The organism is Pseudenterobacter timonensis (assembly GCF_900021175.1).
Classification (GTDB): domain Bacteria; phylum Pseudomonadota; class Gammaproteobacteria; order Enterobacterales; family Enterobacteriaceae; genus Enterobacter; species Enterobacter timonensis.
The window spans coordinates 276,409-301,043 of the sequence record NZ_FCOP01000011.1 but is presented as its reverse complement, the minus strand read 5'-3'; the positions used below and the strand labels follow the sequence as shown (position 1 = coordinate 301,043).

Below are 24,635 nucleotides of genomic sequence, written 5' to 3'. Positions count from 1 at the left end.
TCACCTCTGTTCAGGTGGCCAAATTCAGTAAACCACTACATGGAACTAAAACGGGTCTATTTACACCATCATAGAGAGCCTGGGCCGCTGGTTTATCTTTATCAGCAAACCAACCAGGGAAGCGAGCGCGAAGCCCTGCATTTAGATCCGAGACAACACCGGAGATTTCAGAAACAAATCCTGTCATCTGTTTAGCTAAATCTCCTAAACCCTCTCCGAGCAATCCGGCTGATTCTGTGATAACACGGGTGTTCTTCACGAGGTCATCACCACCATCAGCGAAACCTTTCATAAAACCATACAGCAGAGAGTTATCGATCCCGTTTTGCAAATTGCCGAAAGCCACACTTAAATCACCAAATGCAAGCGTCTGTTTTACCTGCTCTTCGTTCAGTGTCTGACCACTATCAACAAGGGTTCTTAGCGTCTTGTTAAACTCTGCACCGTTATTCAGGAATAGATCGGTGTAGTGTGCGAGGTCATCCCCATAATCCTCGATCAGATGCCCGATGGATGCCTGAGACATTCCACGGCGCTGACCTTCGTTAACTGTTGCCTGAACGAAATCAGCAGGACGATCCTGGAACTTCGCAATGTCGGCTTTAGTCCATCCGAACAGGTTCATAACGTTATCTATAGCACCGTTGCCGCCTTTCCATTTCCCTGACTTCTGATCGAATGTGGAGTTCGTCACCGACTCACCCAAACGCTCGCGCACGTCTTTGAAGTTGTCCGTCACCTTGTCTACAGATGCGCTATCTATGCCGTGTTGTTGTCCGTATGCAACCAGAGTTTTCACAACGTTAGGATTAGTCTTAACCAGGGCTGATTTTCTCACCAGGTCCAAGTTCTCATTCCCTTTGTCACGGATACGAGACAAGACACCAGCCCCGCCAGCTAATGCAGCAGTAGCACCAACAAAGCCAGCACCGCCACCGATAACATTCAGCCCTTTTTCTTTAATACCCTTTGCAGCCCCTGCATAGTCGGTTTTCTTAGCATGTCTGAGTGCTGCCGCCTGTGCCTGAGTGGACGCAGTTACTTTTGCCTGTAACGCTGCCTCACGACGCATAAGAGCAATACGTTCGCGTAGCTCATAGTTCATCTTCTGGCTACTGATCTGACCGTTACGGAAAAGCTCTGTCTGCTCGTGAGCAAACTTTGCAAACTGGTATTGTTTAGCCGGATCAATCCCATACTTACCAGCTACACCTTTCATCTGGAGAATGGATGATCTGCGTTTCAGGTCGGCGGTTTCATTGCGACGGCGTAGCTTGTCAGCCTCACGAGCCTGAACTTTTGCCGCTTTCTCAGCTTGACGCTGTTGTTTTAAATCACTGGCGCTCTTAGAGGGAGCCACCTTAGCATCTGCTACTTGTTCACGCGCTTTAGCTCTGCGCTGCTTCTGAGCCTGGAAGCGAATCTTGGGATCGGCTATTTTCTGGAAGTGCTTTTGAAGGTTATCCGCTGCGGCTTTAGCCAGAGCAATGCTCTGCTTATCCACCACGAATGTAACCGTATTGCGGATCTGACTGACCGAAATATCAAGCATCGCCACCGCCTTTCTTACTCACCAGATAATTAAGTGCATCTGATACACTACGCCCACGATGTAATAACTGACGTAGATGACCGTGATCTATTTCAAGCACACGACACACTCCCGCCAGATTTAATAACTCTTCTGCTGTTTCAGCATTTACGGCGAGGTGAAGCCCCGCGCTTTTTACAATCACTTGCATTTATCTTTCCTCATTCTGGAAATAAAAAAGGGCGGGAACACTGGGGAGATTTGCGCTCTCTTAGTTCCCAACGTTCACACGCCCTATTCAATAGCCTGATTATTTCCAGCGGGTCAGGCTCCCGCTTGCTCATTAAGCAGTGATGGTGATCTTCACCTGCATACCTAACGCATGGTTCACTGGTAATGCGCTGTTTTCGTGCATAACGTGGTAAGCATCGCCGCGCTCGCTCAGGTAGCCCCAAGAGTAGTATTCAGCAGGTGCAGCATCGATCAGCGCGAAGTTACCAGAGGCAGCGCCGTAGATGTTCTGATAAGCATTTGTGCCTTTACTGAACACCGGAACCGCCACCATGTCAGCATCATCTGGCATCTGTGCAAGGATCAGCGGATCTGTCACTTTAACAATGTCGATCGGCGCACCAGGCAGACTAAACGTACTAACACCAGGGAGAAGCTCGTGACGCTGGTAGAATAGGTTACGGTCGTCATATGGCGCTACATACTGGAACGCCTTAGACATACTGTCAGAGAAGCGAATCTGGCTAAATGCAGCAGGTTTAGCGAATACGATCACTCGTTCAATCTGTCCAGCCAATCCACCTGCGGCAGCCTGAACTTTGTCTAAGATGGCATCAAAATCCTGTGCCGCTGTCGCTGTGCTCACGCTGGCTGTCATTGGCACCACACCGAACAGTTCAGCATAAGAGATCAGTAGGTCATCAGTTGCAGGCGTATAAACTTCACCTTTGAACAGAGCACGGGCCAGGTAAGACTCACGGGTACGCAGATAAGCAATCTTATGTTTGCCAGTGTATTCGGTGTACAGGTCGGTAACGGTTTGCTCGTAGTCCGTTCCTTGCACTCTGCGGCCTTGTACGTCTACAGGTTTAAACTCATCTTCCCTTGCAAACCAAGGAATCTCGATAAGGTATTCTTTGCCATTCTGACGCGCGGTAGTGTCGTGGTTTGATGAATAACGGCTCTGCGGGGTGTTAAACAGGCTGTAGTTATCATCCAGAAGCTGTGTCACCACCACTTTCGGATTCTGAACACCTACCCCGTCGAATAGGTCGAGGGCATTCATAAGATAGTTACGTTCCGGCAGAGCCTGGAAGATTGGCGCTAAATCGACCATCTCACGCCCAATTGCGATTTTACTCATTATTTATCTTCCTTGATTAAGAGGTAAAGAATGGACGGCATACGAACCCTTTGGATTCGAGCGTGGTGATAGCTGCGGCGTGATTAGCTGCGTGCAGGTTGTCGGCTTTCAGTGCTACGAAGCTGCCAACATTAGGCGCACGTAGGACATTCACGGTCTTACCGTCGCCAGCACTCACGAAATCACTTACCACCACAAAGGCATCATCGCCGGAGGTGTATAAAGCGCCATCAGCCCCGATAACATCGGCGCATTGAATATCCGCTGGCAGGTCGAAAACACGACCTTCTACGACTGCAAAAGAATCAGTGGCGTAGCTCACTACGTCAGTGAAACTCTTACGAATTGGGAAAAGTTCGGTTAGGTCTACAATCATTGTTGTTTGATTTCCTTGGATTTGATTGCGATCCGTTCCTGCATACTAAGTTGAGGTGTGTCCTCAGAAGGGAAATACTGGTCTACAGCTTTTTCTATTTCTTCAACGGTACATCCTGCCATTTCAGCCACTTTAGCTATTAACTCAGGATTAACTTGAATCACTTCGGATTTGTATTTTAGGATTCGGTCGCGATTGTTTATTAAGAACATTCTGTTGTTCCTTCGCGTTATAACTGCGTTCATCCTTCCATTAATAACGGAAGTGTTACATGCAGATTGTTAAAAAGGGGCAATTAAGCCCCTGGAGAGATGCCCTTGTTAGAAAGCATTGTTTAACGTCATCGTTTGGGAGGATTATGAAGTTAAAGAATGGTTTCTTGAATAAAATGAAGGGCGCAACTGTTACGAATAACAGAAGTAGGATCGCCCGTCATTGCCCCACTTCAAAACAGAAGCCCTTCTGTCATGGCGAGAAGTGGGAATGGAATCTCAATATCACCACTGGAATAGCAATAAGAGATTGCCAGCCTGAACGTAACTACCGCTTACGGCGTTTATTCAGTCTGACTACATTCATCCTAACGGAATGAATGAGCAAAGAGCGAATGCCCTTTCTGAAAAAGTCGGAGATGCGCGGTGATTGCGATGCAATACCAACACAACAAGATATTACATCCCGCGCATTCCTTCGGAACTAAACAAGACAAAGAGGAAAGAACCAACACTTTCAGAAAAATAGCATTCAGAGGGAGAGAGTGCCGCCATGGGAAACGGCATTCTCAAGGAGTGCGTATTGACATACGAGGGTGAAGTGATTGGAATGCTTACCCTATAACTCATTATGACACACATAGCACATATTGTCAAGACATTTTGTAACTTTTATGTTATAGCGCATTCTTCCGCGATATGGATGGAAAGCTCTCCGAGTTCAACGGTGATGTATTGCAGAGAGCAAGCAAGCTCCTCAAGGTCATTAGCTACACGCCACGCTTCTTCTGGTGTGATCGTACTACCGTCACGCTGCACCAAACGAGCTACAGACGTTTGCAGATGTTCAAGGGCAGTGATTGCCTCTTCAGTGTATTGCAACGCTTCCAGAAGCGCGGAGGGCGTTCTCTCACGCCACGCTGCATTAACAAGCTGTAAGGTTGGTAAATGCCAGTTGTCGTGGAAGGAGTTAATTAGGGTGTTCACGATGTCCATAGTTTTATTATTCATTGTTGTTTTCCTTGTCGTCAAAGAGAATGTCAAAATCTTGTATGTGGTGAGATAAGCCGTTAGTTTGGGAATACCCCACCCAGTCAATATAGTTTTCTGCGTATAGCTGCCACTTCTTAAGATTCGATGAATCAACACGGTATTCACGGCGGCGGCGTGGTTTATAGAAGACGTTATCCGAAGAAGCTAAAACATCCTGCAATAGTTCAAACTCTGCCCCTACGGGCACCGTTGCAGGGTATTCTATTATTTCGGTGATCCATTCTCCTGGAATAGACTCTCGTGCGAGGTCTTGTAGAGAAGAGGTGTATTTACGTTTGCTGATGCGTGTTGCTTGTTCTATCCGTTTAATTGGATTTCGTTCTTTTCGTCCCATTCATTCCTCGTAGAGGGGAAACTCCTTGTCTGGTTAAGACGTAAAAGCCATAGAATATGGTGAACCACCATAAAGCAGTAATCATAAAGTTTCCCGATTGTGTGTTTTAGAAATTAGAGTAGATAAATTCTACATTGTCTCGTTCGATGTGTTTCAGCGTGAATGATAGATAATGGCTTTCATCGTCTATCTCAATCACACCAATGTTGCGCAGCGCACGAAGCCAGAATCTGATCCCGTTATCACTTACACCGGATTTATCAGATAGCTCTCCGTAAGAAATTTTGGTTTTCCTTCCTTTCCAGAACCAGACAAGTGCATAATAAACGCCCTTCCCGCTATCGTTGATCTGTATCTGGTTTGTGTTGTTCAGTTTTATGTATTGTATCAATTAGTCCTCCTGATTAGTTCCAGTTTCGTTTGATTGTTGCTATTCCAACATTCATAACTTCTTGAGTTTGTTTCTGAGTAAGCCCACTGGCTTTATGTTTCTGCACTTCGACGCGGGTGTTGTCGCCTTTCCTTGTATCGCGTTTCTTTCTCACTTTCCCATATTTCAGACATTCAATCTTTGCACCAGGAAAATAATGCTCTTTGATGTATTCAGCAGTTGCCAGATCCGGTACTACGAACATCAGAGGGTGATTTGTGTCAGCATTACGGATAGATGTACGACTAATAAACTGGTAGCACCTTTCATAATTCATCGCGGCACGTTGTTTATGTTCAAATTCTTCAACATCCCATCCGTTAAGCTCCGCATACTGCCGCCATTTACCTTGGAAATCTTTATCAAGGTTACTGCATCCGAGAAATACAGCATTGTGTATGTGCTGGTAATGGTTCAGGCCATAGGAAGCCATTGAAACACGGATACCACGGGAAGCATCGGTAAGAATTTCATCTCCTATCGTAGTAAACTGACACAGGGATTTATCTCTGTTGGTAGCGAAGATAAATTCACCAGGCACGCGCTGGATGATTTCCTGGAGATGTTCATGAAAAACTTTCTGTAATGCTGTCAAGGTGCATCTGTTTTCACATACGGCGACCAAGGAGATCGGTACACGCTTATGCTTACGTCTTTCAAGTGGCGGCTTTAAATCTTCACCAGCTTCCTCAACTTCGTATTTCGCCAGATGTTCAGCAGCCCAGACAAACAAACTTCGAGAAGAGCCAGCACCTAAGAGTGTAAGTTGTTCAGCCCATTCTACAGATCTGATAATTGGTGAAGCAGTGAAGGCGAATAGGTGTTTATTCTCTTCGTAGAGAAGTCCAGCACCCTGCATAATCGCCCAGAGTAGGCGCTTTAAATCCTGACCACTCGACTGTTTTTCATGCCAGTAGGCGTAGAAATTTTCACGCTCATCCTCACGCAGGAATAACAATCCGTCCCGCTCTTCCAGCATATCCAAGAATGGGAAATTTTGTTCCGTCCGATTTGTATGCTGCACTTTGATGTAAGCGCCAAACATTGCATCAGGGATTTCATCAACAAAAATTCTGAAATTACGGAGAAGGTTTTGAAGTTCCGTTTCAAGCGCTGCGCGATAGCAATAATGAATGAAACATTGATGTGTGCAGATGATCACCGAATGCTGGAAATCGTATTCCAGGGTGGAAATTAGGTGTCTTACAGCTTCTGTTTCGGTGTCTACGTGATAACTCTTCACCCTTCGGCTTTCAAGTTCTTCCTTCACTTGATTACATAAATCATGTGTTGGCATCACGAGAAGATAACGAGGGGGAATTGCTTCGGAATTTGTTAATAAACTTGACTTGATGTAGTGCTGTAACGTGGTGGATTTTCCAGATCCGCAAATTGCATCAACGTAGGTTATTACTTTTCTTCTTTGGTTCATTGGGTTCCTCTTTGTTAAGGACTGTCGTTATTAATTCGCTCACCAGTGCGGCAGCGGCTTTATTTTCACGATTGGCACGCGCGATCAGCGCCTGATAAGTCTCAGGGGTGAAGTTGATTTTCATTTTCTATTCCTTCTATTTGGTCTGTTCGGTTGTAGAAGCGCGGATTGTATCCCATCGCTTCAATACTTCGGTGAAGAAATCTTCCCGTTCCTGATATCCACGAGCGCGGCAGGAATTACGTAATGCTTGGATGTGGTAACGGGTGGTAGTTCCATCTTTTAATTGTTGAAGTGTGTCTTCAACGTCGAAATATCTCAATATTCAGTCTCCTTGGATAGGTGTATAAACAAAAACACCTCGCAAACCTGATGGTTTCGAAGTGCGTTGATTGGATTATGTGGATAAAGTTTTATGCGATATGAGTACTATAACATTTTTCCTACCCACCTGTCAAGGGCTATCACAAAATAAATTCCATGTCAATCACTTTTGTGAGTTTGAGAAGATGGCAACTCAAGCGAGGGTATCATTTCCGGCTCTTCATGCGAGTGAGCCGATCTTATGGCTACGCCATTTGCACAATCAAGCTGATTACGAGAGTATCACGTAAGAGGGGGTATCATTTTAAATGATAAGCCCTTTTACATTTATTTTGATACCTTCGGAAAGTGTAGGCTCACAATGAACCAGCGATCAGCGGGTGAATGTCGCATGAAAAAGTATCTGCTCATGATCATCTTGCACAATGATGTATGTTCGAGGAATACGAGAACATAAGAGAGATAATTAATAACCTTAATTTAATTAAGGGTAGTTAGTAATTGGTTTGTGTCAGTGAGTGAAGCGAACATGACAAGTTATCTCTAACAGGAGAAACACTTCTCATCAATAACTCTATGCAAAGGTAACTCTCCTGTATAGCTATCTTCCATGCGCTGATCACGCGCATATCAAATTGTACATTCCACTTTATGGAGAATTAACCCTACATCCCTCGTTTCACTCATGATTACGTGTTAATCGCGAATACTCGCCTCCATAGCGCCGGAAATTTCCCCGTTATATCCACGGTAAATCCCTCCTTAATCTACCTTAAATGACAGGTAAAGAATGCCCTTGTTACAGGGTAAAGTTACCGTAGTGAGCAAATAGTAACAATCACTCACTTTGCGTAAAGCCGCACGGCGCAAGGCTTACAGCGGTCATTGTCCACAATGAGCACTTCCATATTCGATGCACAGTGCTGAACGAGTTTTCTAAAATTGAAACATCGGTTTATTTTCATGCCTAAACCCACCAATTAGTTAGTATTTTAATCATTTCATTATGCAATCAGTTTCAAGTGCATAAACTCCGCATAATCAGTGCATAAAGGCAGGTTAGCGCCGCCCTTGCCTAACAACCTTACATTTATCACATTTAAATCAATGAGATAGGCAGTAACCACACACAAGCATTGGTAGTGTGATGTTCGGGTGTTGCCGCTGTTCTTCGTGCAAAGTAGAGGATTTGGCAATGTTCAAACACATGTTTATAAATGCCAACACTATGATTTTATTCAGATATTTCAAAATCATGCAGATTTCGATCTGGGTGTGCCTGATCTTCGCGTTAAGCACTGGACACAATCGCGCCATTTACCACACACAACACAGTTCGATTTTTGATCATCTTTATTGTAACTCACTGAAATTGATCATATAGTTTATTCAATATGTTTAGATATGTGACCTTGAAGGAGGGCAAATTGAACAGAGCAGTCGTGTTAGACGAACAGCAAGCCAAAGCGATTAGGGAGTGGCTAAACGCTCATAACAAGAGCCTAATAGCTGACGTTACATTAATGATGCAAGCCGCCGTACTGCGTGTGGGGGATGCCGTAGCTTTGCGCTTCGACGAAGTGCTCAATGGAGAGATAGACATAGAAGAACAGAAGACAGGGAAGCGTAAAGCCCTCACCCTTCCGGCTCCAGTGGTGCAGATGATCACACGTCGCCGTGCTGAGTATCCGCATGATGTTCATGTGTTCAGGAGCCAGCGTAACCGCTCGATGAACAAGCAAGCACCTGTACGACGCGAAGAAGTGAGCAAGCAAATCGCAGAAGCCGCGAAAGCTATCGGCATTCATGGCACTGTATCGGCTCACAGCTTCCGCAAAGCTGGCGGGAATGCCATCTACAAGCGTTCAGCAAACAACATCGCTTTAGCTATGACCGTGCTTAATCACAGCAACATCACTGACACCAGGCGCTATCTGGACTTAGACAAGCAAGCCGTTAGCCGTGTGATCAATGAGATGGACTTATAAGGGGTACACATGAAAAACAGCTTACTGGTGCTGACGCTGGCGATCATGCCAGCCCTGGCGAATGCCGGACAGATAACCATGGTCAACCCGCAAGAGGAACAGACAGAAAACGGAAAAGCGCTGTGTGTTTACGAGAATAGCCAGTATATTTTCACTTATACCACGAAAGGCTCATGCCCCTATGCCAAAACGTTTCACACAGGGGATGCTAAACCGTAGTTATTTTCTAAGCCGATGTGGGGACTAAGTAAAGCTCCTTATATCCATAACGTAAACTAAGCCTGTCCCAATCGATGGTAGCTATTACCGGGAAATCAGCTTTTTCAGAAAATGAATAACGAGAGTTCGCTACGACGGTTAGTTTATTATCCGTAATTTTAATCCCCTCTCTAAAACCATACACCTGAGGATCTGTAAGATAGAACCAACCATCATGTCCCACTCGACGATAAATAAGCCCGAAGTTAATGCCACCAAAGCCTTGTATGAGAAACTCGTCATAAATCATTGGTTTTCCATCTTTATCCAAATCAACAAGACGTAGGATACTGGGTGCTTTACCATGTGGGACGACACTCATAACTGCCTCAATAACTTCTTCGCTCTGAAGTGTTGGTGCATCAGTCTCTAACCACTTTTTGAGAGAATGTTCCTCATTACCGATGAGATAATAAATTCTGTAATCTCCTGCCATTTTCCTCTCCTTACTATGTTATTGTAGTTACATCAAGGTTATAACAAAATCAATGTAATTCAAGATAATAAGTGTCAGCAATGACAGGAAGCCAGCTTAATTTTCTGATGATATGGCTACGGGCTTTACAGTAATGATACGAGGGGGCGTAATGCCCCCTTTGGATTATAGTGTTAAGTGTGCGTTTCTTGCGTAAGGGCTTAAAGATTAGATGTATCGTTTGCTACCATACTGTTTGGAATGTAACGAACAAAAGTTTGGGCCATGATCCCAGAAATGACCATCTTACTTAACTCAACCGTTGTGTCAGGAAGTTTCCAGGTTACTTTACTTGGATCAGAAAATTCAGGCTTGCCATACTTCTGAGTTAGTAATTGATTTAATGTGCTAAATTGACGTGCAGCAATGCCTTCATTTTTCTTTTCATTGCTGGCTACGTTCGTTTGAACAAGACGATCAGCGCTGTCGAACAAAAATGTCACTGTATACAGACCGCTACCAATCGATACATTATCAATCCGCACTTTCCCAAAGTTATCCTTATACTTTTCTGGTGAGATCAGATGTGCACCATTGCCCTGAGCAGCTACAACTTCTGATGGATTCATGTCCCATTTAGTGTTTCCGTAACCAATACCTTTAGCGAACGAGAGCAGGGGTAAAGTTAGAATCACGAAAGCCATTAGTAATTTTTTCATTCCATCCCCACGAATTGAGTTTATTAATTATGAACCAGTTTACAATGATCCCATTGCTCAGTGCTTCTTGCGATGCGGTCACTAATTGCAAAGTTTCCCAGCGGCGGATCATAGGCGTACACCTTGCTTTTATCATCTGCCATCATCAACTTACCGTTAGCTTTCAGCTTTGGTGAGAGCAGGTACGTACCATTTAAACGGTTAGCTTTGAAGCTATCGACATACAACGTTACCTCGGCACTACCCAACACACGTAAAGCACCGATTCTTCCATTCTGTATCGCTGCAATAGCATATTGACAGAGATACGTTTTAGCAGTTGAAGACGTATTTTTTCCGTCAACCTTAGCTGATGAGGAAGGGGAAGAGGATTTAGGGATTGAACTATGAAGAGAAGATGACGGGTAAGAGTATGAATAATTGTTATACGTAGATGAGGTGCCTGACCCAATCCGGCACGTTTTTCCAACCGCAATGCACGAATTACCACATGGAATACCTTTCTTGCAGTTCTTAGCGTGTGCAGAGAATGACAACCCAGCCAATAGAAATGTACCAATGGTTATCCTAACCAACGAAGACCAGCCCATAAACTACCCTTCTTTTAAGATTTCCTCTACATGATACCATATTTAAATTAAGGGAATAGAAGCCATAAAGCCCCGTTGGTGATACAGCAACAAGCGGAGCGTAGCGACTTCATCAGATTGTTAGAGGGATCATACCTTATCAGGATAACCGTGTACCCTTGCGGGAGCGTGGCTGAAGCGCTGATAGAGCCTACATGTCGTTTGTAGGTACGTTATCACCATAAACCTGTTTACGTGGCTCATAAGGCCGCACATCGGGCTTGAATGCGTATGATCAATCTGTTTTGGTATAGCGTTTAGAGACGGTGGCACGTCTTCCGGCTTCAAAGGGAAAAGCTGTACAAGGTTGAGCCTGGTAACTACTTGCCACTGCGTGATAACATACCAAAGCCATTAACATTCACAGTGGCTTTTGTACTTGATGAGAAACTGGTATTTCTTACATGCAAATGAGATGGGTTTTTCACACTAACTCATTGATTTGTAAGGAATTTAGTGACTTGGTGCCGAAGGCCGGACTCGAACCGGCACGTATTTCTACGGTTGATTTTGAATCAACTGCGTCTACCGATTTCGCCACTTCGGCACTGAAGGGGATGCGGAAACGTTGTGGATTATACCTGTCGCGCGCGGCCATGCAAGCGGCAGCGCGCGCAAGTTACGCTAAGTGCTGAAAAAAACAGCTTACATCTCCGATACGGCTAAACGAATGACGCCAGCCGCTCTCTCCTCTGGCAGATCGAGGACATTACCCCACAGATCCTGCACCAGATCGCAGGAGAGCTTCTCTTTGCCGACGCCCTTACGCGGGTTCTGCAAGAGCTGAAAATCGTCGCCATATTTCTTCGCCAGCTTCTGCATAATCGGCGCGACGTCCGCCCGCGCGGTATCACGCTCCTGCTGGGTCACGGTGTGCCTGTCCGGGCCGGCGGCGGCGCGCATCATCTCCACATCCGCCTGCATACGGCGGTCCATTAACGATTTATCCAGCACGCGCATCGGGTTTACCCCGCCCTTCACCGCCGGGTAGAGGAAGCGGAAACAGTCGTCGTCGCTCACCTTCTGCATGGCGGCGGTCTGTTCCATATTGAGACGCATATACTCCACCACGTTCTCGTCCGGGGCGTGCTGCAGCTTCCCGACCTGAAGCTTCAGGATCTGCGGCTGCACGGCGTCGATGATCTGCTGCTCGGTTTTACCCTCTTTCTGCATGACCACCATCTGATCCTGTATCCGCTTATGGAAAGCGGGATCCTGCTCCTTGATCACCTGCCAGGCCGGCATGTCGTTGAACGCCGCGTCAGGCTGGCTGTCGCGGCTCGGTTGTTGACTGAAATAAATTACACTGATTACGGCCACCGCGATTACCACGACAGCGCCGATACGCATCCGCTTGTTCATAGATATCCTTATTGTCGATTTAGACCGGTACGCCGCTGTGAAAGCGATACTCTTCGTCCGGTGTCGCAATAAGTGTGGCCTCAATTTCACCAAAATGCTTAATTCTGGGGGAGATATCCTCCTCGCTCACCTGCTGCGCGAGCGTCAGATAGTCCTGATAGTGGCGCGCCTCCGAACGCAGCAGCGACAGATAGAACTTCTGCAAATCCTCGTCGAGGAAGGGTGCCAGCGCGGCGAAGCGTTCGCAGGAGCGGGCTTCGATGTAGGCGCCGCAGATGAGTTTGTCGATCAGCGTCAGCGGTTCGTGGGTGCGCACTTCCTTCAGCATCCCCTTGGCGTAGCGGCTGGCGGTGATTTTAACGTACGGAATGTGGCGGGCGAGCATCGCCTCGCGCACCTGCCAGAAGTGGTGCAGCTCCTCTTTGATCAGCAGCACCATGCTGTCGATAAGCGCCTGCCCCCAGGGATCGACGGTTTTGGGCATGACGCTTTTACCAATCTGCCGGTGCAGGGCGACAAAATCGGGTTCCGGCCCCTCGCGGAAGGTGAATGCTTCATAGGGCTTAAGCCAGTCGAGCAGCGCGTCGGCGCCGCTCTGGTCAGCGACATATTTACGCACCAGCAGGAGCGCGGTCTGCGCGGCTTTCAGCTCGCAGACCATATGGTCGGTCAGCAGCAGCGGCAGGTTGGCCGGATCGCGGGCTTTATCAATCCACGCTTGCGGGGTCGGGCACTGGAGGAAGTTGAGAACGGGGGCGAGTATCTGCGGGTAATCCATAGTGATGCCTTAAAGAAGCGGTGGCCTGCGCCACCGCCAGAAACGCTTAGTGACGTACGCCGTCGTCTTCTTCGTCGATATAGTCTTCGTCGTCTTCGTCGCCCTCTTCACCGTTCGGGTCTTCGAAGTAGGTGCCCCAGCCGTCGTACTCCACCTCAAACTTCTCGGCCAGGTTCATTAGCTGTTCCACCTGGGCGTCGATAAGTTCCGCTTTCAGCGCGCCTTCGCTCAGAATATCGCAGCAGATGACGGTATCGCCCTCTTCCACTTCCAGCTCTTCCGGCTCGGTCACTTCATAGCCCAGCTTGAACGCCTCTACCGCCAGTTTCTCCAGCGCGTCGAAGTCATCCGCAGAGAAATGGTGCTCGATGGTATACAGCGCATCCGGATCGCTGCCGTCTTCCAGTAATTCTTCAATAATCAGACGCGTCTCTTCGCGCTGCTCTTCCAGGTGTTCCGGGTTTGCCATGGCTCGTTCCTCTTTAAGTTCGGCAGATACTTCTATTTTCACATACGGATGTGTTTGCCTCCACTTAATGTGATAAAGATTTATTCCCTGGGGTTGCAAATGAATAATTACACAGATAAAGTGAATTTTAATTCAAAAACTGGCAGTAGCCATGTGAGGAAAGCATGTCAGAATTGTTTAAAAAGCACTTTTTAAAACTGCTCGATTTTACCCCGGCACAAATCGCCTCCCTGCTGGCGCTGGCCGCTCAGCTCAAGGATGACAAGAAAAAAGGCAAGGAAGTCCAGAAGCTTACTGGCAAAAATATCGCGCTCATCTTCGAAAAAGACTCCACCCGTACTCGATGCTCTTTCGAAGTTGCCGCTTATGACCAGGGCGCTCGCGTCACTTATCTCGGGCCGAGCGGCAGCCAGATTGGGCATAAAGAGTCAATTAAGGATACTGCCCGCGTGCTCGGGCGGATGTATGACGGTATTCAGTACCGCGGTCACGGTCAGGAGGTGGTCGAAACCCTGGCCGAGTATGCGGGCGTGCCGGTCTGGAACGGGCTGACCAACGAGTTCCATCCCACCCAGCTGCTGGCGGATCTGCTGACCATGCAGGAACATCTGCCGGGCAAAGCCTTCCACGAGATGACGCTGGTCTACGCGGGCGACGCGCGTAACAACATGGGCAACTCCATGCTGGAGGCGGCAGCGCTGATGGGGCTGGATCTGCGTCTCGTCGCGCCGCAAGCGTGCTGGCCGGATGCCAGCCTGGTGGCGGAATGCAGCGCGCTGGCGCAGCAAAACGGCGGCAAAATTACCCTGACGGAAGATGTCGCCGCCGGGGTAAAAGGCGCGGACTTTATCTACACCGACGTATGGGTGTCGATGGGTGAGCCAAAGGAGAAGTGGGCGGAGCGTATCGCGCTGCTTCGCGGTTATCAGGTGAACAGCGAAATGTTGGCGCTGACCGGCAACCCTGACGTGAAGTTCCTCCACTGCCTGCCCGCCTTCCACGACGACCAGACCACGCTCGGCCAGCAGATGGCGAAAGAGTTTAATCTGCACGGCGGTATGGAGGTGACGGATGAGGTGTTTGAGTCCGCCGCCAGCATCGTCTTTGATCAGGCGGAGAACCGGATGCACACCATCAAGGCCGTTATGGTGGCGACGCTCGGAGAGTAATCGCCCTGCTCCCTCTCCATTTGGCGGAGAGGGAACTTGTCCGCCAGACGTTTTCCCTCTGCCGATCTCTCCTGAACCATACGTATTGCCCGGCTCAGCGCTTAATTAAGCGGCTATATCATCATTGCAATGAATGCTTAAAAGATAATTCACCGCAATTTATTATCCTTACGAATATATTCATGATAGATATTTGTTGCAACTATATTGCATCAAATAATTTGTTTTTAATCAAAAAAACATTGCATTCACATTGCGATAACGAGCTTTCATGTGAAAATCCTTAATCAGGAGCTCACGTCTCTTAACAATGAGAAATAACCCTATTAAGGAAGATACTATGAAGCGTTCACTGGTTACCGCTGCTGTACTCTCTGCTCTTTTTGTTAGTGCGGGGGCTTTTGCTGATGACTATGAAAGTGGCAAACTAATCATTAATGGCGAAGTTGTCGGTTCTACCTGTAAATTTATTGATAACAATGAAGCCATAATTCAAATGAACCCTGTCAGCTCTGCTTCAATAATTGCAACACAAGAATGGCAGTCTTACGAAGGTTATGAAAACCAAACTGTAATGCCATTGAAAATAAACTGTGCAAATCTTCCCGAGGGGCACGTGCCTTATCTTACCGTCTCAAAAACACAATTTCTTGATGGCAAAGACATTACAATTAACACTGCTGACGCTGAGGGAGTTGGATTTTCTGTTACCGTTAACTCTGCTGACATCAAACCCAGCGTCAGCGATAGAATTCCTTTAGGGAAGGTGCGAATAAGCAGGTCATTTCTTCCCAAGCTGACTCGCTGATTAAAATTTCGCGGATCTGGGCCGATTTTTTTCCCGCAAACACATCGAATCAGCCTATTTAGGCTATTTTTTCCACCATTTCTGGCGTTATTTCCGGTTTTTACTGAGATCTCTCCCACTGACGTATCATTTGGTCCACCCGAAACAGGTTGGCCAGGGTGAATAACATCGCCAGTTGGTTATCGTTTTTCAGCAGCCCCTTGTATCTGGCTTTCACGAAGCCGAACTGCCGCTTGATGATGCGAAACGGGTGCTCCACCCTGGCACGGATGCTGGCTTTCATGTATTCGATGTTGATGGCCGTTTTGTTCTTGCGCGGATGCTGCTTCAAGGTTTTTACCCTGCCGGGACGCTCGGCGATCAGCCAGTCCACATCCACCTCGGCCAGCTCCTCGCGCTGTGGCGCTCCTTGGTAGCCGGCATCGGCTGAGACAAATTGCTCCTCTCCATGAAGCAGATTACCCAGCTGATTGAGGTCATGCTCGTTGGCCGCGGTGGTGACCAGGCTGTGGGTCAGGCCACTCTTGGCATCGACACCAATGTGGGCCTTCATGCCAAAGTGCCACTGATTGCCTTTCTTGGTCTGATGCATCTCCGGATCGCGTTGCTGCTCTTTGTTCTTGGTCGAGCTGGGTGCCTCAATGATGGTGGCATCGACCAAGGTGCCTTGAGTCATCATGACGCCTGCTTCGGCCAGCCAGCGATTGATGGTCTTGAACAATTGGCGGGCCAGTTGATGCTGCTCCAGCAGGTGGCGGAAATTCATGATGGTGGTGCGGTCCGGCAGGGCGCTATCCAGGGATAATCGGGCAAACAGGCGCATGGAGGCGATTTCGTACAGGGCATCTTCCATGGCACCGTCGCTCAGGTTGTACCAATGCTGCATGCAGTGAATACGCAGCATGGTCTCCAGCGGATAGGGCCGTCGGCCATTGCCCGCCTTGGGATAAAACGGCTCGATGACAGCGGTCATATTCTGCCATGGCAGAATCTGCTCCATGCGGGAGAGGAAAATCTCTTTTCGGGTCTGACGGCGCTTAGTGCTGAATTCACTATCGGCGAAGGTGAGTTGATGGCTCATGATGTCCCTCTGGGATGCGCTCCGGATGAATATGATGATCTCATATCAGGAACTTGTTCGCACCTTCCTTAGAAAAAGTCGATTCCGATGGAAATTACCTGCTTAATTTTTCAGCGAAATATGCACGTACAACGGGCACCGTTACACCAGGTAAAGTCGCGTCCTCTCTAACCTTAACCGTTGTTTCTGACTAATTTCTCCTTTGGCGGCAGGAGACGAGCCGCCTTTTTTTCTGCTTTAAGGACAGCGCATTATGAAAAAGCTTATTTTGCTATTACTGGCATGCGCAGCGGCCCCCTCATGGAGTGGCATCTATATTTACGGCACCCGCGTTATTTATCCTGCGCAGCGAAAAGAGATTACCGTTCAGCTGATGAACGATGACAAGCAAAGTTCCCTGGTCCAGTCCTGGATTGACGACGGGGATACCAGCCAGCCGCCGGAAAAAATCCGCGTGCCTTTTATGCTGACGCCCCCCGTCACCCGCGTGGCCCCCGGCTCCGGCCAGCAGTTGAAAATCAAACAGCTCACTAACCACCTTCCCAAAGATAAGGAGAGCCTGTTTTACCTTAACGTGCTCGATATTCCGCCTAATAATCCGGCTATGGCCGATAAAAACGTGCTTAAATTCGCCCTGCAGAACCGTATTAAATTTATCTACCGCCCGCAGGGGATCACCGCCGTCAATAAAGAAAGTTTTTCTCGCCTGAATATCAGAAATGCTGGCGGCGCCGTCAATATAAAAAACAACTCAGCGAACTGGATAACTATTCCGACTATCGCTGTTAAAAACAAAGTGAATAAATCGACCTGCCTGCTGGCGCCCTGGTCAGATATAACGGTACCCGTTGCCACCACTGCCCAGAGCTATACCGTTACGCTGATTGACGATCATGGAAACTACCTGAGCGAGAAAATAAAAACACAATAATCTAAGGATAGATTATGTTAAAAATAAACGCCATCACCCTTGCTCTGTTTGCATTGCTGGGCCCCGTTCGGGCATGGGCTGACGTTGAATCGTTTGATACACATTTTATGGTCGGAGGGTTAAAGGGAGAAAAAATTTCCGACTATCAGATCGACAGCGACAAGCCCATGCCTGGCGATTACGAGATGGACGTTTATTTAAATAACGAGTGGCGTGGTCACTATAACATTACCGTGCCCGAGGATATTGACCAGACCTGTTTAACCCGCGAGCAAATTGAAAATATCGGCATAAAGCTCGATAAACTCAGTCTGGATAAATCCGTTGAGTGCGTCCCGCTTAATACCGTCGTGCAGGGCGGCAGCGTCGCCTTTGATACCGGTCAGTTTATTCTTAACCTGAGCGTTCCCCAGATCTATGTTGTGGAGTATGAAAAAGGGTATATGCCCCCCGAAACCTGGGATCGGGGGATTAACGCGTTTTACAGCTCTTACTACGCCAGCCAGTATTACAGCCATTATAAAGAGGGTGGAGAGGATAAAAGCAGCTATGCCAGCTTTATCAGCGGTCTGAATCTGCTGGGCTGGCAGCTTCACTCCAGCCTCAACTTTACGAAAAGTGAAGACGAAAGCGGAAAGTGGAAAAGCAATACCCTCTATCTGGAGCGGGGGATCCCGGAGATTCTGGGCAACCTGCAGGCAGGGGATATATACACCGGTTCGGATATTTTTGATTCAGTGCGCTTTCGTGGCGTGCGGCTCGCGCGCGATATGCAGATGCTGCCACACTCCAGGCAAAACTTCGCCCCGGTAGTGCGCGGCATCGCTCAGAGTAACGCGCTGGTCACGGTGGAGCAAAACGGCTTTGTGGTTTATCAAAAGGAGGTGCCGCCCGGCCCGTTTGAAATAGAAGATCTGCAGCTGGCAGGCGGTGGCGCCGATCTGGATGTCAGCATTAAAGAGGCGGACGGTTCGGTATCGCGTTACGTCGTGCCCTATTCAACGGTGCCGAACATGCTGCAGCCGGGGGTAGTGAAATATGATTTCTCTGCCGGGCGCAGCGATATCGAAGGGGCGTCGGCGCAGGCGGATTTTTTGCAGTCCACGCTGCAGGTAGGGGTCAATAATCTGTTCAGCCTCTATGGCGGCGCCATGCTTGCCGATGATTATCACGCCTGGACGCTGGGCTCGGCCTGGAACACTATCATCGGCGCGGTATCCATCGACGGCACCCGGTCGCGCAGCAAACAGGATAACGGGGATCTCTTTGAGGGGGAAAGCTATCAGGTGGCCTGGAACAAATATTTCCCCCACTCCTCAACCCATTTCTCGCTGGCAGCCTATCGTTACTCCTCACGAAATTACCGCACCTTTAACGACTACGTCTGGGCCAACAATAAAAATGAGTACCATCATGACGACGATATCTATGATATCGCGGATTACTATCGGGACGACTTTGGACGTAAAAACAGTTTTACCCTCAACGTTAACCAGGCGCTGCCGGAGGGGTGGGGTCAGCTGGCCATCAGCGGGCTATGGCGTGATTACTGGGGGCGGAGCGGTACCGGCAAGGATTACCAGGTAAGCTACAGCAATACGCTCGGTCGCGTAAGCTATACCCTGTCGGCCAGCCAGACCTACGACAGCGATAACCAGGAAGATAAGCGTTTTAACCTCTATTTCTCGGTGCCGTTATCGTGGCGCGATAACAGCGATATCGCCCGCCGGGATATGCACCTCTCCAACTCCACGACCTTTGATGAGGGGGGATATGAGTCGAATAATACCAGCCTGACGGGGACCTTCGGCAGTCGCGACCAGTATAACTTCAATGCCAACCTGAGCCACAGCCAGCAGAACAGGGAAACCACCGCAGGCGGCGGCCTGACGTGGCTGGCTCCGCTCGCCACCCTGAACGGCAGCTACAGCCAGTCGAATAAATACCAGCAGGCCAGCGCCAATATTCAGGGCGGCGTGGTGGCCTGGTCTGATGGCATCGCCCTCACTAACCGGCTTTCCGATACGCTGGCGATTATTAAAGCCCCCGGGCTGGAAGATGCCGCGGTGCAGGGCCATCAATACCTGCGTACCGACGCCCGGGGCTACGCCATTTACGACAGCCTGACGCCCTACCGGGAAAATTTCTTAACCCTGGATCTCTCTCAATCAGAGAGCGAGGTCGGGCTGCGCGGCAACCGTCAGGGTACGGTGCCTTATCGCGGCGCGGTGGTGATGACCGAATTTGAAACCGACAGGCGGAAGCTCGCCTGGCTACAGGCGCGTCGTGCGGATGGTGAACCCTTAACCTTTGGTTATGAGGTGGAAGATCTGAACGGCAACAACATTGGTCTGGTCGGCCAGGGAAGCCAGATCTTTATCCGCTCTGATGAGGTTCCGGCGGCGCTGCGCATCGCAACGGATAAACAGCAAGGGCAATTCTGCACCATCACGCTTGATAAGCAGATTGATGAAAATAAAACTTATACTTGCCGATAGAAAGGGATGGATATGAAACACGTTTTGCTGGTAATTCTTTTATTACTTCCTTTATCGGGGCAGGCAGGCTGTACGCTCGGCGGTAATACAGTTGCATCCCAAAATATTGATATTGATATGACCGATGGTAGTTATACAACTCAATTCAGCACAAATTTAAATGATGAATTTCGCTGCAACACGTCGGGCGACAAAATGTATTTCACCACGCCATTTAAAGATTACATCATTGAATTTACAGACAACACTTCATCAAAATCGATTTTTGTAAAAATCAATATAACTAACGATGCATTTCCTGTCACTATCGGCAATAACAAAACTACGACGCAGGAACAATTTAATCAAAGGCCTTTCACGCTTAAGGCTGAATATGTTAATTCCAACACTTCTAATGATAAAACGACCAGCAATAGTTATGAGCGCAAAGATGCCGCTATAAGTTTTCTTACAACCAACTCCTGTGGCAATAATTTCTTTTCATGGCTTTATTGTTTATTTACGGGGAAGCTAAATCGAGATGTCTCCTACGGACAATACTTAACTTTAACATTCACACACAAACCCACCACCTGCCGTTTCACCCAGCATCAGTACACCATCAATATGCCCCCTACCACCATAAACAATATGCTCACCGGCAAAAATACCGAGACGGGGAAAACCGAGCTGCAACTCACCTGCGACGGCGTCCATAACGTCTCAACCAATCCGGTCAGCTTTAAGGTGGCAGACGGCGACTGGGACACCAGCGGACAGATACTGAAAAATACCTTATCGCCTGGCGCAACGGGGGTGGGGTTTCAGATCTTCAGGGATAATTCCTCGACAGTCTTAAAACGCGGTGACGTGCTGGAGTCAATAAAGAACAGAGCCGAGCTCAAGACGACCTACACCTTCCCCATCACCGCCCGTTATGTGCGCATCCCGGGAGAAGCATTGCAGCCCGGCGAAATGCAGAGCCGGGTGAAATTTATCGTGGACTATAACTGATCCGCCGGGCAGCCCTCTCCCGCACGGGGAGAGGGGGACCGATTAGTTTACCCGCATCTTCACAACGACCTTACGCACCTGCGCTGGGCTGCCTACCGCGCACAGCGGCTTATGCACTTCGCCGGGGTAAAAGACCACAAAATCCCCTTCATTTAATAGCACCGTTTTTTCCTGCTCGCCTTCAGGGAGAAAAGCGATGTCCTTGTCGGCCAGCCAGTCGGTATCCGGCTCGCCGTGCGGGAGGGTGCTGAAGGTCATCCCTTCCTGCCCTTTCAGCACAATCTGGATATCGAGGTAGCGGGCGTGGTACTCGGCGCGGCGCTCGGCAAACGGCTGGGTCATATCTTCAGAGACCAGATAAAAGCAGTCGTTGCCGTCAATGTCATGCCTGCCGCACGGCGTAGCGTCGTCGACGTGCGCTTTAACATGTTCGATAGCCTGGCGTAGCGCTGCCGGCAGCCAGGGTTGCAGGTGGTGAATGTTACCCACGATCATAATGTAGTCCTCAGATTAAAACATTGTTTCATTTTTATCTTTTATACGAAAATCGTGGCCAGCCTGCCACCGCTTTTTGATGAAGATTTGCGCCAGCGCATGGTTATTGGATGTAACGTTAATTTATTGTTAACGCGAAACTGCGAATTATTCAGCGGATATGCATAACCCACTTCCGGGCCCGATCCCCCGCTCCGTTAACACACTGAATTAGCATAACTTATAAAAAAAATGCTCTCGCCGTCACAAAACTGACCGCCTCGTTTTTATGCAACTTTTAAAATATTTATTTTGCGATTTATCCTAATGCAGAAATAATTATTCCAGAATTTGCATACTCATTCCGCCTTCCAATAAAATAGATTTAAAATCAATGCGTTAACTAATTATTTCCAATTGAAAAAACAAACAAATTAATAACAAACATAAATAACCACAGCGGATAGTGCTTAGGTATTCATTCCTCTGCCGGCACCAATTCGTTATTCTCTGACCCTAATCATGCATTTGAAAGTCAGTGAGCCAATTACCCGTCTCGCGTGAGGAATATCACAAAAAGAAACTGCAACCCGCCTATTATTAATTTCAACAAAGAGCTGCGGTTACATGGCTATGAATAAAATCACTTTCATAGCAGAGCCCTTTTTATTCTGAAAAAATCGAAGGAATAATTATGGAAAAGCATTACGTTGGTTCTGAAATTGGTCAATTGCGCAGCGTTATGCTGCATCGTCCAAATTTAAGCTTAAAACGTCTCACCCCCTCCAACTGCCAGGAATTACTGTTTGATGATGTATTATCCGTGGAGCGTGCAGGCGAGGAGCATGATATTTTTGCCAACACACTGCGCGGGCAGGGTGTGGAAGTTCTGCTGCTGACCGATCTTCTGACCCAAACGCTTGATATCGCTGAAGCTAAAACCTGGCTTCTGGATACCCAGATTTCTGATTATCGCCTCGGGCCGACCTTTGCAGGCGACGTGCGCGGCTGGCTGGCGGATATGCCGCACCGTGAATTGGCGCGTCGTTTAAGCGGCGGTTTAACCTACGGAGAAATTCCGACATTCATTAAAAATATGATTGTCGACACCCACGCGCCGAATGATTTTATTATGAAGCCGCTGCCCAACCATTTATTTACCCGCGATACCTCCTGCTGGATTTATAATGGTGTCTCCATTAACCCGATGGCCAAACCTGCACGTCAGCGCGAAACCAATAACCTGCGCGCTATCTATCGCTGGCATCCCGCTTTTGCTGACGGAAACTTCATTAAATATTATGGCGATGAGAATATAAATTACGATCACGCCACCCTTGAAGGGGGCGACGTATTAGTTATCGGTCGCGGCGCGGTATTAATCGGTCTTTCTGAACGCACCACCCCGCAGGGAGTCGAATTTCTCGCCAACAGCCTCTTTAAACATCATCAGGCGGAACGGGTAATCGCCCTTGAGCTGCCGAAGCACCGCTCCTGCATGCACCTTGATACCGTTATGACCCACATCGATCTGGATACCTTCTCCGTCTACCCGGAAGTGGTACGCCAGGAAGCCCCCTGCTGGACCCTCACTCCGGATGGCCGCGGTGGTATTCAGCGTACTCAGGAAACGAACTTCTTGCACGCTATCGAAAAAGCGCTGGGTATCGACCAGATACGGCTTATCACCACCGGCGGCGATGCCTTCGAAGCGGAGCGCGAACAGTGGAATGACGCCAATAACGTGCTGACCGTCCGCCCGGGGGTCGTCATCGGCTACGAGCGCAACATCTGGACCAACGAGAAATATGACAAGGCGGGTATTACCGTTCTGCCAATCCCTGGCGACGAACTGGGTCGTGGTCGCGGCGGCGCACGCTGCATGAGCTGCCCGCTGGAACGTGACGGAATTTAAAGGAGCGATCATGGAAAGAAAACCCACTCTGGTTGTTGCCCTTGGCGGCAACGCCCTGCTCAAACGCGGCGAGCCGCTGGAAGCGGAAATTCAGCGTCACAATATCGATATTGCCGCGCGCACCATCGCAGGCCTGACCGAACAGTGGCGCGTGGTGCTGGTACACGGCAACGGACCGCAGGTCGGTTTGCTGGCATTGCAGAACAGCGCCTACGACAAAGTCACCCCCTATCCGCTCGATATTCTCGGGGCGGAGAGCCAGGGGATGATCGGCTACATGCTCCAGCAGTCGCTGAAAAATCATCTTCCGCAGCGCGAGGTGAGCGTGCTGTTAACCCAGGTTGAGGTGGACCCTGCCGATCCGGCGTTCAGCCATCCCACCAAATATATTGGCCCGGTTTATGACCAGGCGCAGGCCGAGGCGATGAAAGCGGAAAAAGGATGGATCTTCAAGGCTGACGGCAACTACTTCCGTCGCGTGGTCCCCTCCCCGCAGCCGAAACGGATCGTGGAGAGCGACGCCATTGCCGCGCTTATCGACCGCGACCATCTGGTGATTTGTAACGGCGGCGGCGGCGTACCGGTGGTGGAGAATGCCAGCGGCTACCACGGCATTGAAGCGGTGATTGATAAAGATCTCTCCGCCGCGCTGCTGGCCCGCCAGATCGAGGCTGACGCTCTGCTCATCCTGACCGATGCCGACGCGGTTTACCTGGACTGGGGCAAACCCACCCAGCGTCCGCTCACCCAGGTGACACCGCAGGAGCTCAGCAACCTTCAGTTCGACGCCGGCTCCATGGGGCCGAAGGTCGCCGCCTGTCGGCAGTTCGTGGAGAGCTGCCACGGCGTGGCCGGTATCGGCGCGCTGGCGGACGGCCCGGCGATCCTGGCAGGTGAACGAGGCACGCTGATTCGCCACTGATTGCAAAGACTTACCCCTCACCCCTGCCCTCTCCCCGGAGGGGAGAGGGTGAAAAAGCCCCTCGCGATAAGCCAGGGGGAACCGCACCGGCTGCCCCCTCTCCCCTCTGGGGAGAGGACCAGGGTGAGGGGAACACAACATTATTCATTTAAAAAAGGA

At 49.0% G+C, this 24,635-nt stretch carries 27 protein-coding genes and 1 tRNA gene; 10 read left to right on the top strand and 18 right to left on the bottom strand.

All coding sequences use genetic code 11. The features are described from left to right. Positions 1 to 10: 10 nt before the first annotated feature. The 9 genes from BN3796_RS07805 to BN3796_RS20870 form a co-directional block, all read right to left on the bottom strand. Positions 11 to 1,552, bottom strand: a complete 1,542-nt coding sequence (locus BN3796_RS07805; RefSeq protein WP_061707809.1) for a hypothetical protein — start codon at positions 1,550 to 1,552, stop codon at positions 11 to 13. Next, entirely contained in the window at positions 1,545 to 1,742 is a 198-nt protein-coding gene (locus BN3796_RS20060; RefSeq protein WP_033801633.1) for a hypothetical protein, read from the bottom strand. Before BN3796_RS20060 ends, BN3796_RS07805 begins: the two co-directional genes overlap by 8 nt. A 132-nt stretch (positions 1,743 to 1,874) precedes the next feature. After that, positions 1,875 to 2,906 carry a major capsid protein gene (locus BN3796_RS07800; protein ID WP_060614978.1) on the bottom strand — a complete coding sequence of 344 codons (1,032 nt, stop codon included), beginning with the start codon at positions 2,904 to 2,906 and terminating at the stop codon, positions 1,875 to 1,877. Positions 2,907 to 2,922: 16 nt separating this feature from the next. Next, positions 2,923 to 3,282, bottom strand: coding sequence for a hypothetical protein (locus BN3796_RS07795; protein ID WP_061707808.1), 360 nt, complete (start codon positions 3,280 to 3,282; stop codon positions 2,923 to 2,925). Further along, positions 3,279 to 3,494, bottom strand: coding sequence for a hypothetical protein (locus BN3796_RS07790; protein ID WP_033801630.1), 216 nt, complete (start codon positions 3,492 to 3,494; stop codon positions 3,279 to 3,281). The genes BN3796_RS07795 and BN3796_RS07790 overlap by 4 nt, the downstream gene beginning before the upstream one ends. A 672-nt stretch (positions 3,495 to 4,166) precedes the next feature. After that, a complete protein-coding gene (locus tag BN3796_RS07785; RefSeq protein WP_061707807.1) occupies positions 4,167 to 4,505 on the bottom strand; it encodes a hypothetical protein in 339 nt (112 codons plus the stop codon). Next, entirely contained in the window at positions 4,498 to 4,881 is a 384-nt protein-coding gene (locus BN3796_RS20955; protein WP_061707806.1) for a hypothetical protein, read from the bottom strand. Before BN3796_RS20955 ends, BN3796_RS07785 begins: the two co-directional genes overlap by 8 nt. Positions 4,882 to 5,285: 404 nt before the next feature. Continuing rightward, on the bottom strand, positions 5,286 to 6,743 hold the full coding sequence (locus tag BN3796_RS07770; RefSeq protein ID WP_073885154.1) for a DEAD/DEAH box helicase: 1,458 nt from the start codon (positions 6,741 to 6,743) through the stop codon (positions 5,286 to 5,288). Continuing rightward, positions 6,709 to 6,867, bottom strand: a complete 159-nt coding sequence (locus BN3796_RS20870; RefSeq protein ID WP_061707803.1) for a hypothetical protein — start codon at positions 6,865 to 6,867, stop codon at positions 6,709 to 6,711. The genes BN3796_RS07770 and BN3796_RS20870 overlap by 35 nt, the downstream gene beginning before the upstream one ends. A gap of 1,627 nt (positions 6,868 to 8,494) precedes the next feature. On the opposite strand from BN3796_RS20870, the gene BN3796_RS07755 reads away from it, so the two are divergent. Then, positions 8,495 to 9,055 (top strand): tyrosine-type recombinase/integrase, encoded by a 561-nt coding sequence (locus tag BN3796_RS07755; protein WP_162267581.1) that lies wholly within the window; start codon positions 8,495 to 8,497, stop codon positions 9,053 to 9,055. 9 nt (positions 9,056 to 9,064) lie between these two features. Further along, a complete protein-coding gene (locus BN3796_RS07750) occupies positions 9,065 to 9,274 on the top strand; it encodes a hypothetical protein (RefSeq protein WP_061707800.1) in 210 nt (69 codons plus the stop codon). 7 nt (positions 9,275 to 9,281) lie between these two features. Here the strand turns inward: BN3796_RS07750 and BN3796_RS07745 are convergent, their stop codons facing one another. From BN3796_RS07745 to rraB, 7 genes are all read right to left on the bottom strand, one after another. Beyond that, positions 9,282 to 9,749, bottom strand: a complete 468-nt coding sequence (locus BN3796_RS07745) for a hypothetical protein (RefSeq protein ID WP_061707799.1) — start codon at positions 9,747 to 9,749, stop codon at positions 9,282 to 9,284. 200 nt (positions 9,750 to 9,949) lie between these two features. Then, positions 9,950 to 10,447, bottom strand: a complete 498-nt coding sequence (locus BN3796_RS07740; protein ID WP_061707798.1) for a hypothetical protein — start codon at positions 10,445 to 10,447, stop codon at positions 9,950 to 9,952. A gap of 23 nt (positions 10,448 to 10,470) precedes the next feature. Then, a complete protein-coding gene (locus tag BN3796_RS20555) occupies positions 10,471 to 11,037 on the bottom strand; it encodes a hypothetical protein (protein WP_081430643.1) in 567 nt (188 codons plus the stop codon). A 501-nt stretch (positions 11,038 to 11,538) separates the two neighbouring features. Next, positions 11,539 to 11,623 (bottom strand) — tRNA-Leu (locus BN3796_RS07735). 98 nt (positions 11,624 to 11,721) lie between these two features. Further along, positions 11,722 to 12,438 (bottom strand): hypothetical protein, encoded by a 717-nt coding sequence (locus BN3796_RS07730; RefSeq protein WP_061707797.1) that lies wholly within the window; start codon positions 12,436 to 12,438, stop codon positions 11,722 to 11,724. A gap of 19 nt (positions 12,439 to 12,457) precedes the next feature. After that, complete coding sequence (miaE, locus tag BN3796_RS07725) at positions 12,458 to 13,216, bottom strand: tRNA isopentenyl-2-thiomethyl-A-37 hydroxylase MiaE (protein ID WP_061707796.1); 759 nt, start codon at positions 13,214 to 13,216, stop codon at positions 12,458 to 12,460. A 46-nt stretch (positions 13,217 to 13,262) separates the two neighbouring features. Further along, complete coding sequence (rraB, locus tag BN3796_RS07720) at positions 13,263 to 13,685, bottom strand: ribonuclease E inhibitor RraB (protein ID WP_061707795.1); 423 nt, start codon at positions 13,683 to 13,685, stop codon at positions 13,263 to 13,265. Positions 13,686 to 13,733: 48 nt separating this feature from the next. On the opposite strand from rraB, the gene argL reads away from it, so the two are divergent. From argL to yehD, 3 genes are all read left to right on the top strand, one after another. Beyond that, on the top strand, positions 13,734 to 13,880 hold the full coding sequence (gene argL / locus BN3796_RS21165; protein ID WP_407681202.1) for a putative translational regulatory protein ArgL: 147 nt from the start codon (positions 13,734 to 13,736) through the stop codon (positions 13,878 to 13,880). Further along, on the top strand, positions 13,850 to 14,854 hold the full coding sequence (gene argF / locus BN3796_RS07715; protein ID WP_061707794.1) for an ornithine carbamoyltransferase: 1,005 nt from the start codon (positions 13,850 to 13,852) through the stop codon (positions 14,852 to 14,854). The genes argL and argF overlap by 31 nt, the downstream gene beginning before the upstream one ends. Before the next feature lie 340 nt (positions 14,855 to 15,194). Next, positions 15,195 to 15,662, top strand: coding sequence for a fimbrial protein YehD (gene yehD / locus BN3796_RS07710; protein ID WP_061707793.1), 468 nt, complete (start codon positions 15,195 to 15,197; stop codon positions 15,660 to 15,662). Between the two features lie 100 nt (positions 15,663 to 15,762). On the opposite strand, the gene BN3796_RS07705 is transcribed toward yehD, so the two are convergent. Further along, positions 15,763 to 16,743 carry an IS5-like element ISKpn26 family transposase gene (locus BN3796_RS07705; protein WP_000019450.1) on the bottom strand — a complete coding sequence of 327 codons (981 nt, stop codon included), beginning with the start codon at positions 16,741 to 16,743 and terminating at the stop codon, positions 15,763 to 15,765. Positions 16,744 to 16,996: 253 nt separating this feature from the next. On the opposite strand from BN3796_RS07705, the gene BN3796_RS07700 reads away from it, so the two are divergent. Genes BN3796_RS07700 through BN3796_RS07690 form a run of 3 tightly spaced genes read left to right on the top strand, consistent with a single transcriptional unit; the run spans position 16,997 to position 21,165 of the window. Further along, a complete protein-coding gene (locus tag BN3796_RS07700; RefSeq protein ID WP_061707792.1) occupies positions 16,997 to 17,674 on the top strand; it encodes a fimbrial assembly chaperone in 678 nt (225 codons plus the stop codon). A 14-nt stretch (positions 17,675 to 17,688) separates the two neighbouring features. After that, positions 17,689 to 20,172, top strand: a complete 2,484-nt coding sequence (locus tag BN3796_RS07695; RefSeq protein ID WP_061707791.1) for a fimbrial biogenesis outer membrane usher protein — start codon at positions 17,689 to 17,691, stop codon at positions 20,170 to 20,172. A gap of 12 nt (positions 20,173 to 20,184) precedes the next feature. After that, the gene (locus BN3796_RS07690; protein ID WP_061707790.1) at positions 20,185 to 21,165 is read left to right on the top strand and encodes a fimbrial protein; all 981 of its coding nucleotides are present in this window, start codon (positions 20,185 to 20,187) and stop codon (positions 21,163 to 21,165) included. Between the two features lie 42 nt (positions 21,166 to 21,207). Here BN3796_RS07690 and BN3796_RS07685 read toward each other — a convergent pair whose 3' ends face one another. Further along, a complete protein-coding gene (locus BN3796_RS07685; RefSeq protein WP_061707789.1) occupies positions 21,208 to 21,660 on the bottom strand; it encodes a YhcH/YjgK/YiaL family protein in 453 nt (150 codons plus the stop codon). A 673-nt stretch (positions 21,661 to 22,333) separates the two neighbouring features. Here BN3796_RS07685 and arcA point away from each other — a divergent pair. Next, positions 22,334 to 23,554 carry an arginine deiminase gene (gene arcA, locus BN3796_RS07680; RefSeq protein WP_061707788.1) on the top strand — a complete coding sequence of 407 codons (1,221 nt, stop codon included), beginning with the start codon at positions 22,334 to 22,336 and terminating at the stop codon, positions 23,552 to 23,554. Positions 23,555 to 23,564: 10 nt separating this feature from the next. Further along, the gene (gene arcC / locus BN3796_RS07675) at positions 23,565 to 24,476 is read left to right on the top strand and encodes a carbamate kinase (RefSeq protein ID WP_061707787.1); all 912 of its coding nucleotides are present in this window, start codon (positions 23,565 to 23,567) and stop codon (positions 24,474 to 24,476) included. Positions 24,477 to 24,635: the final 159 nt, after the last annotated feature.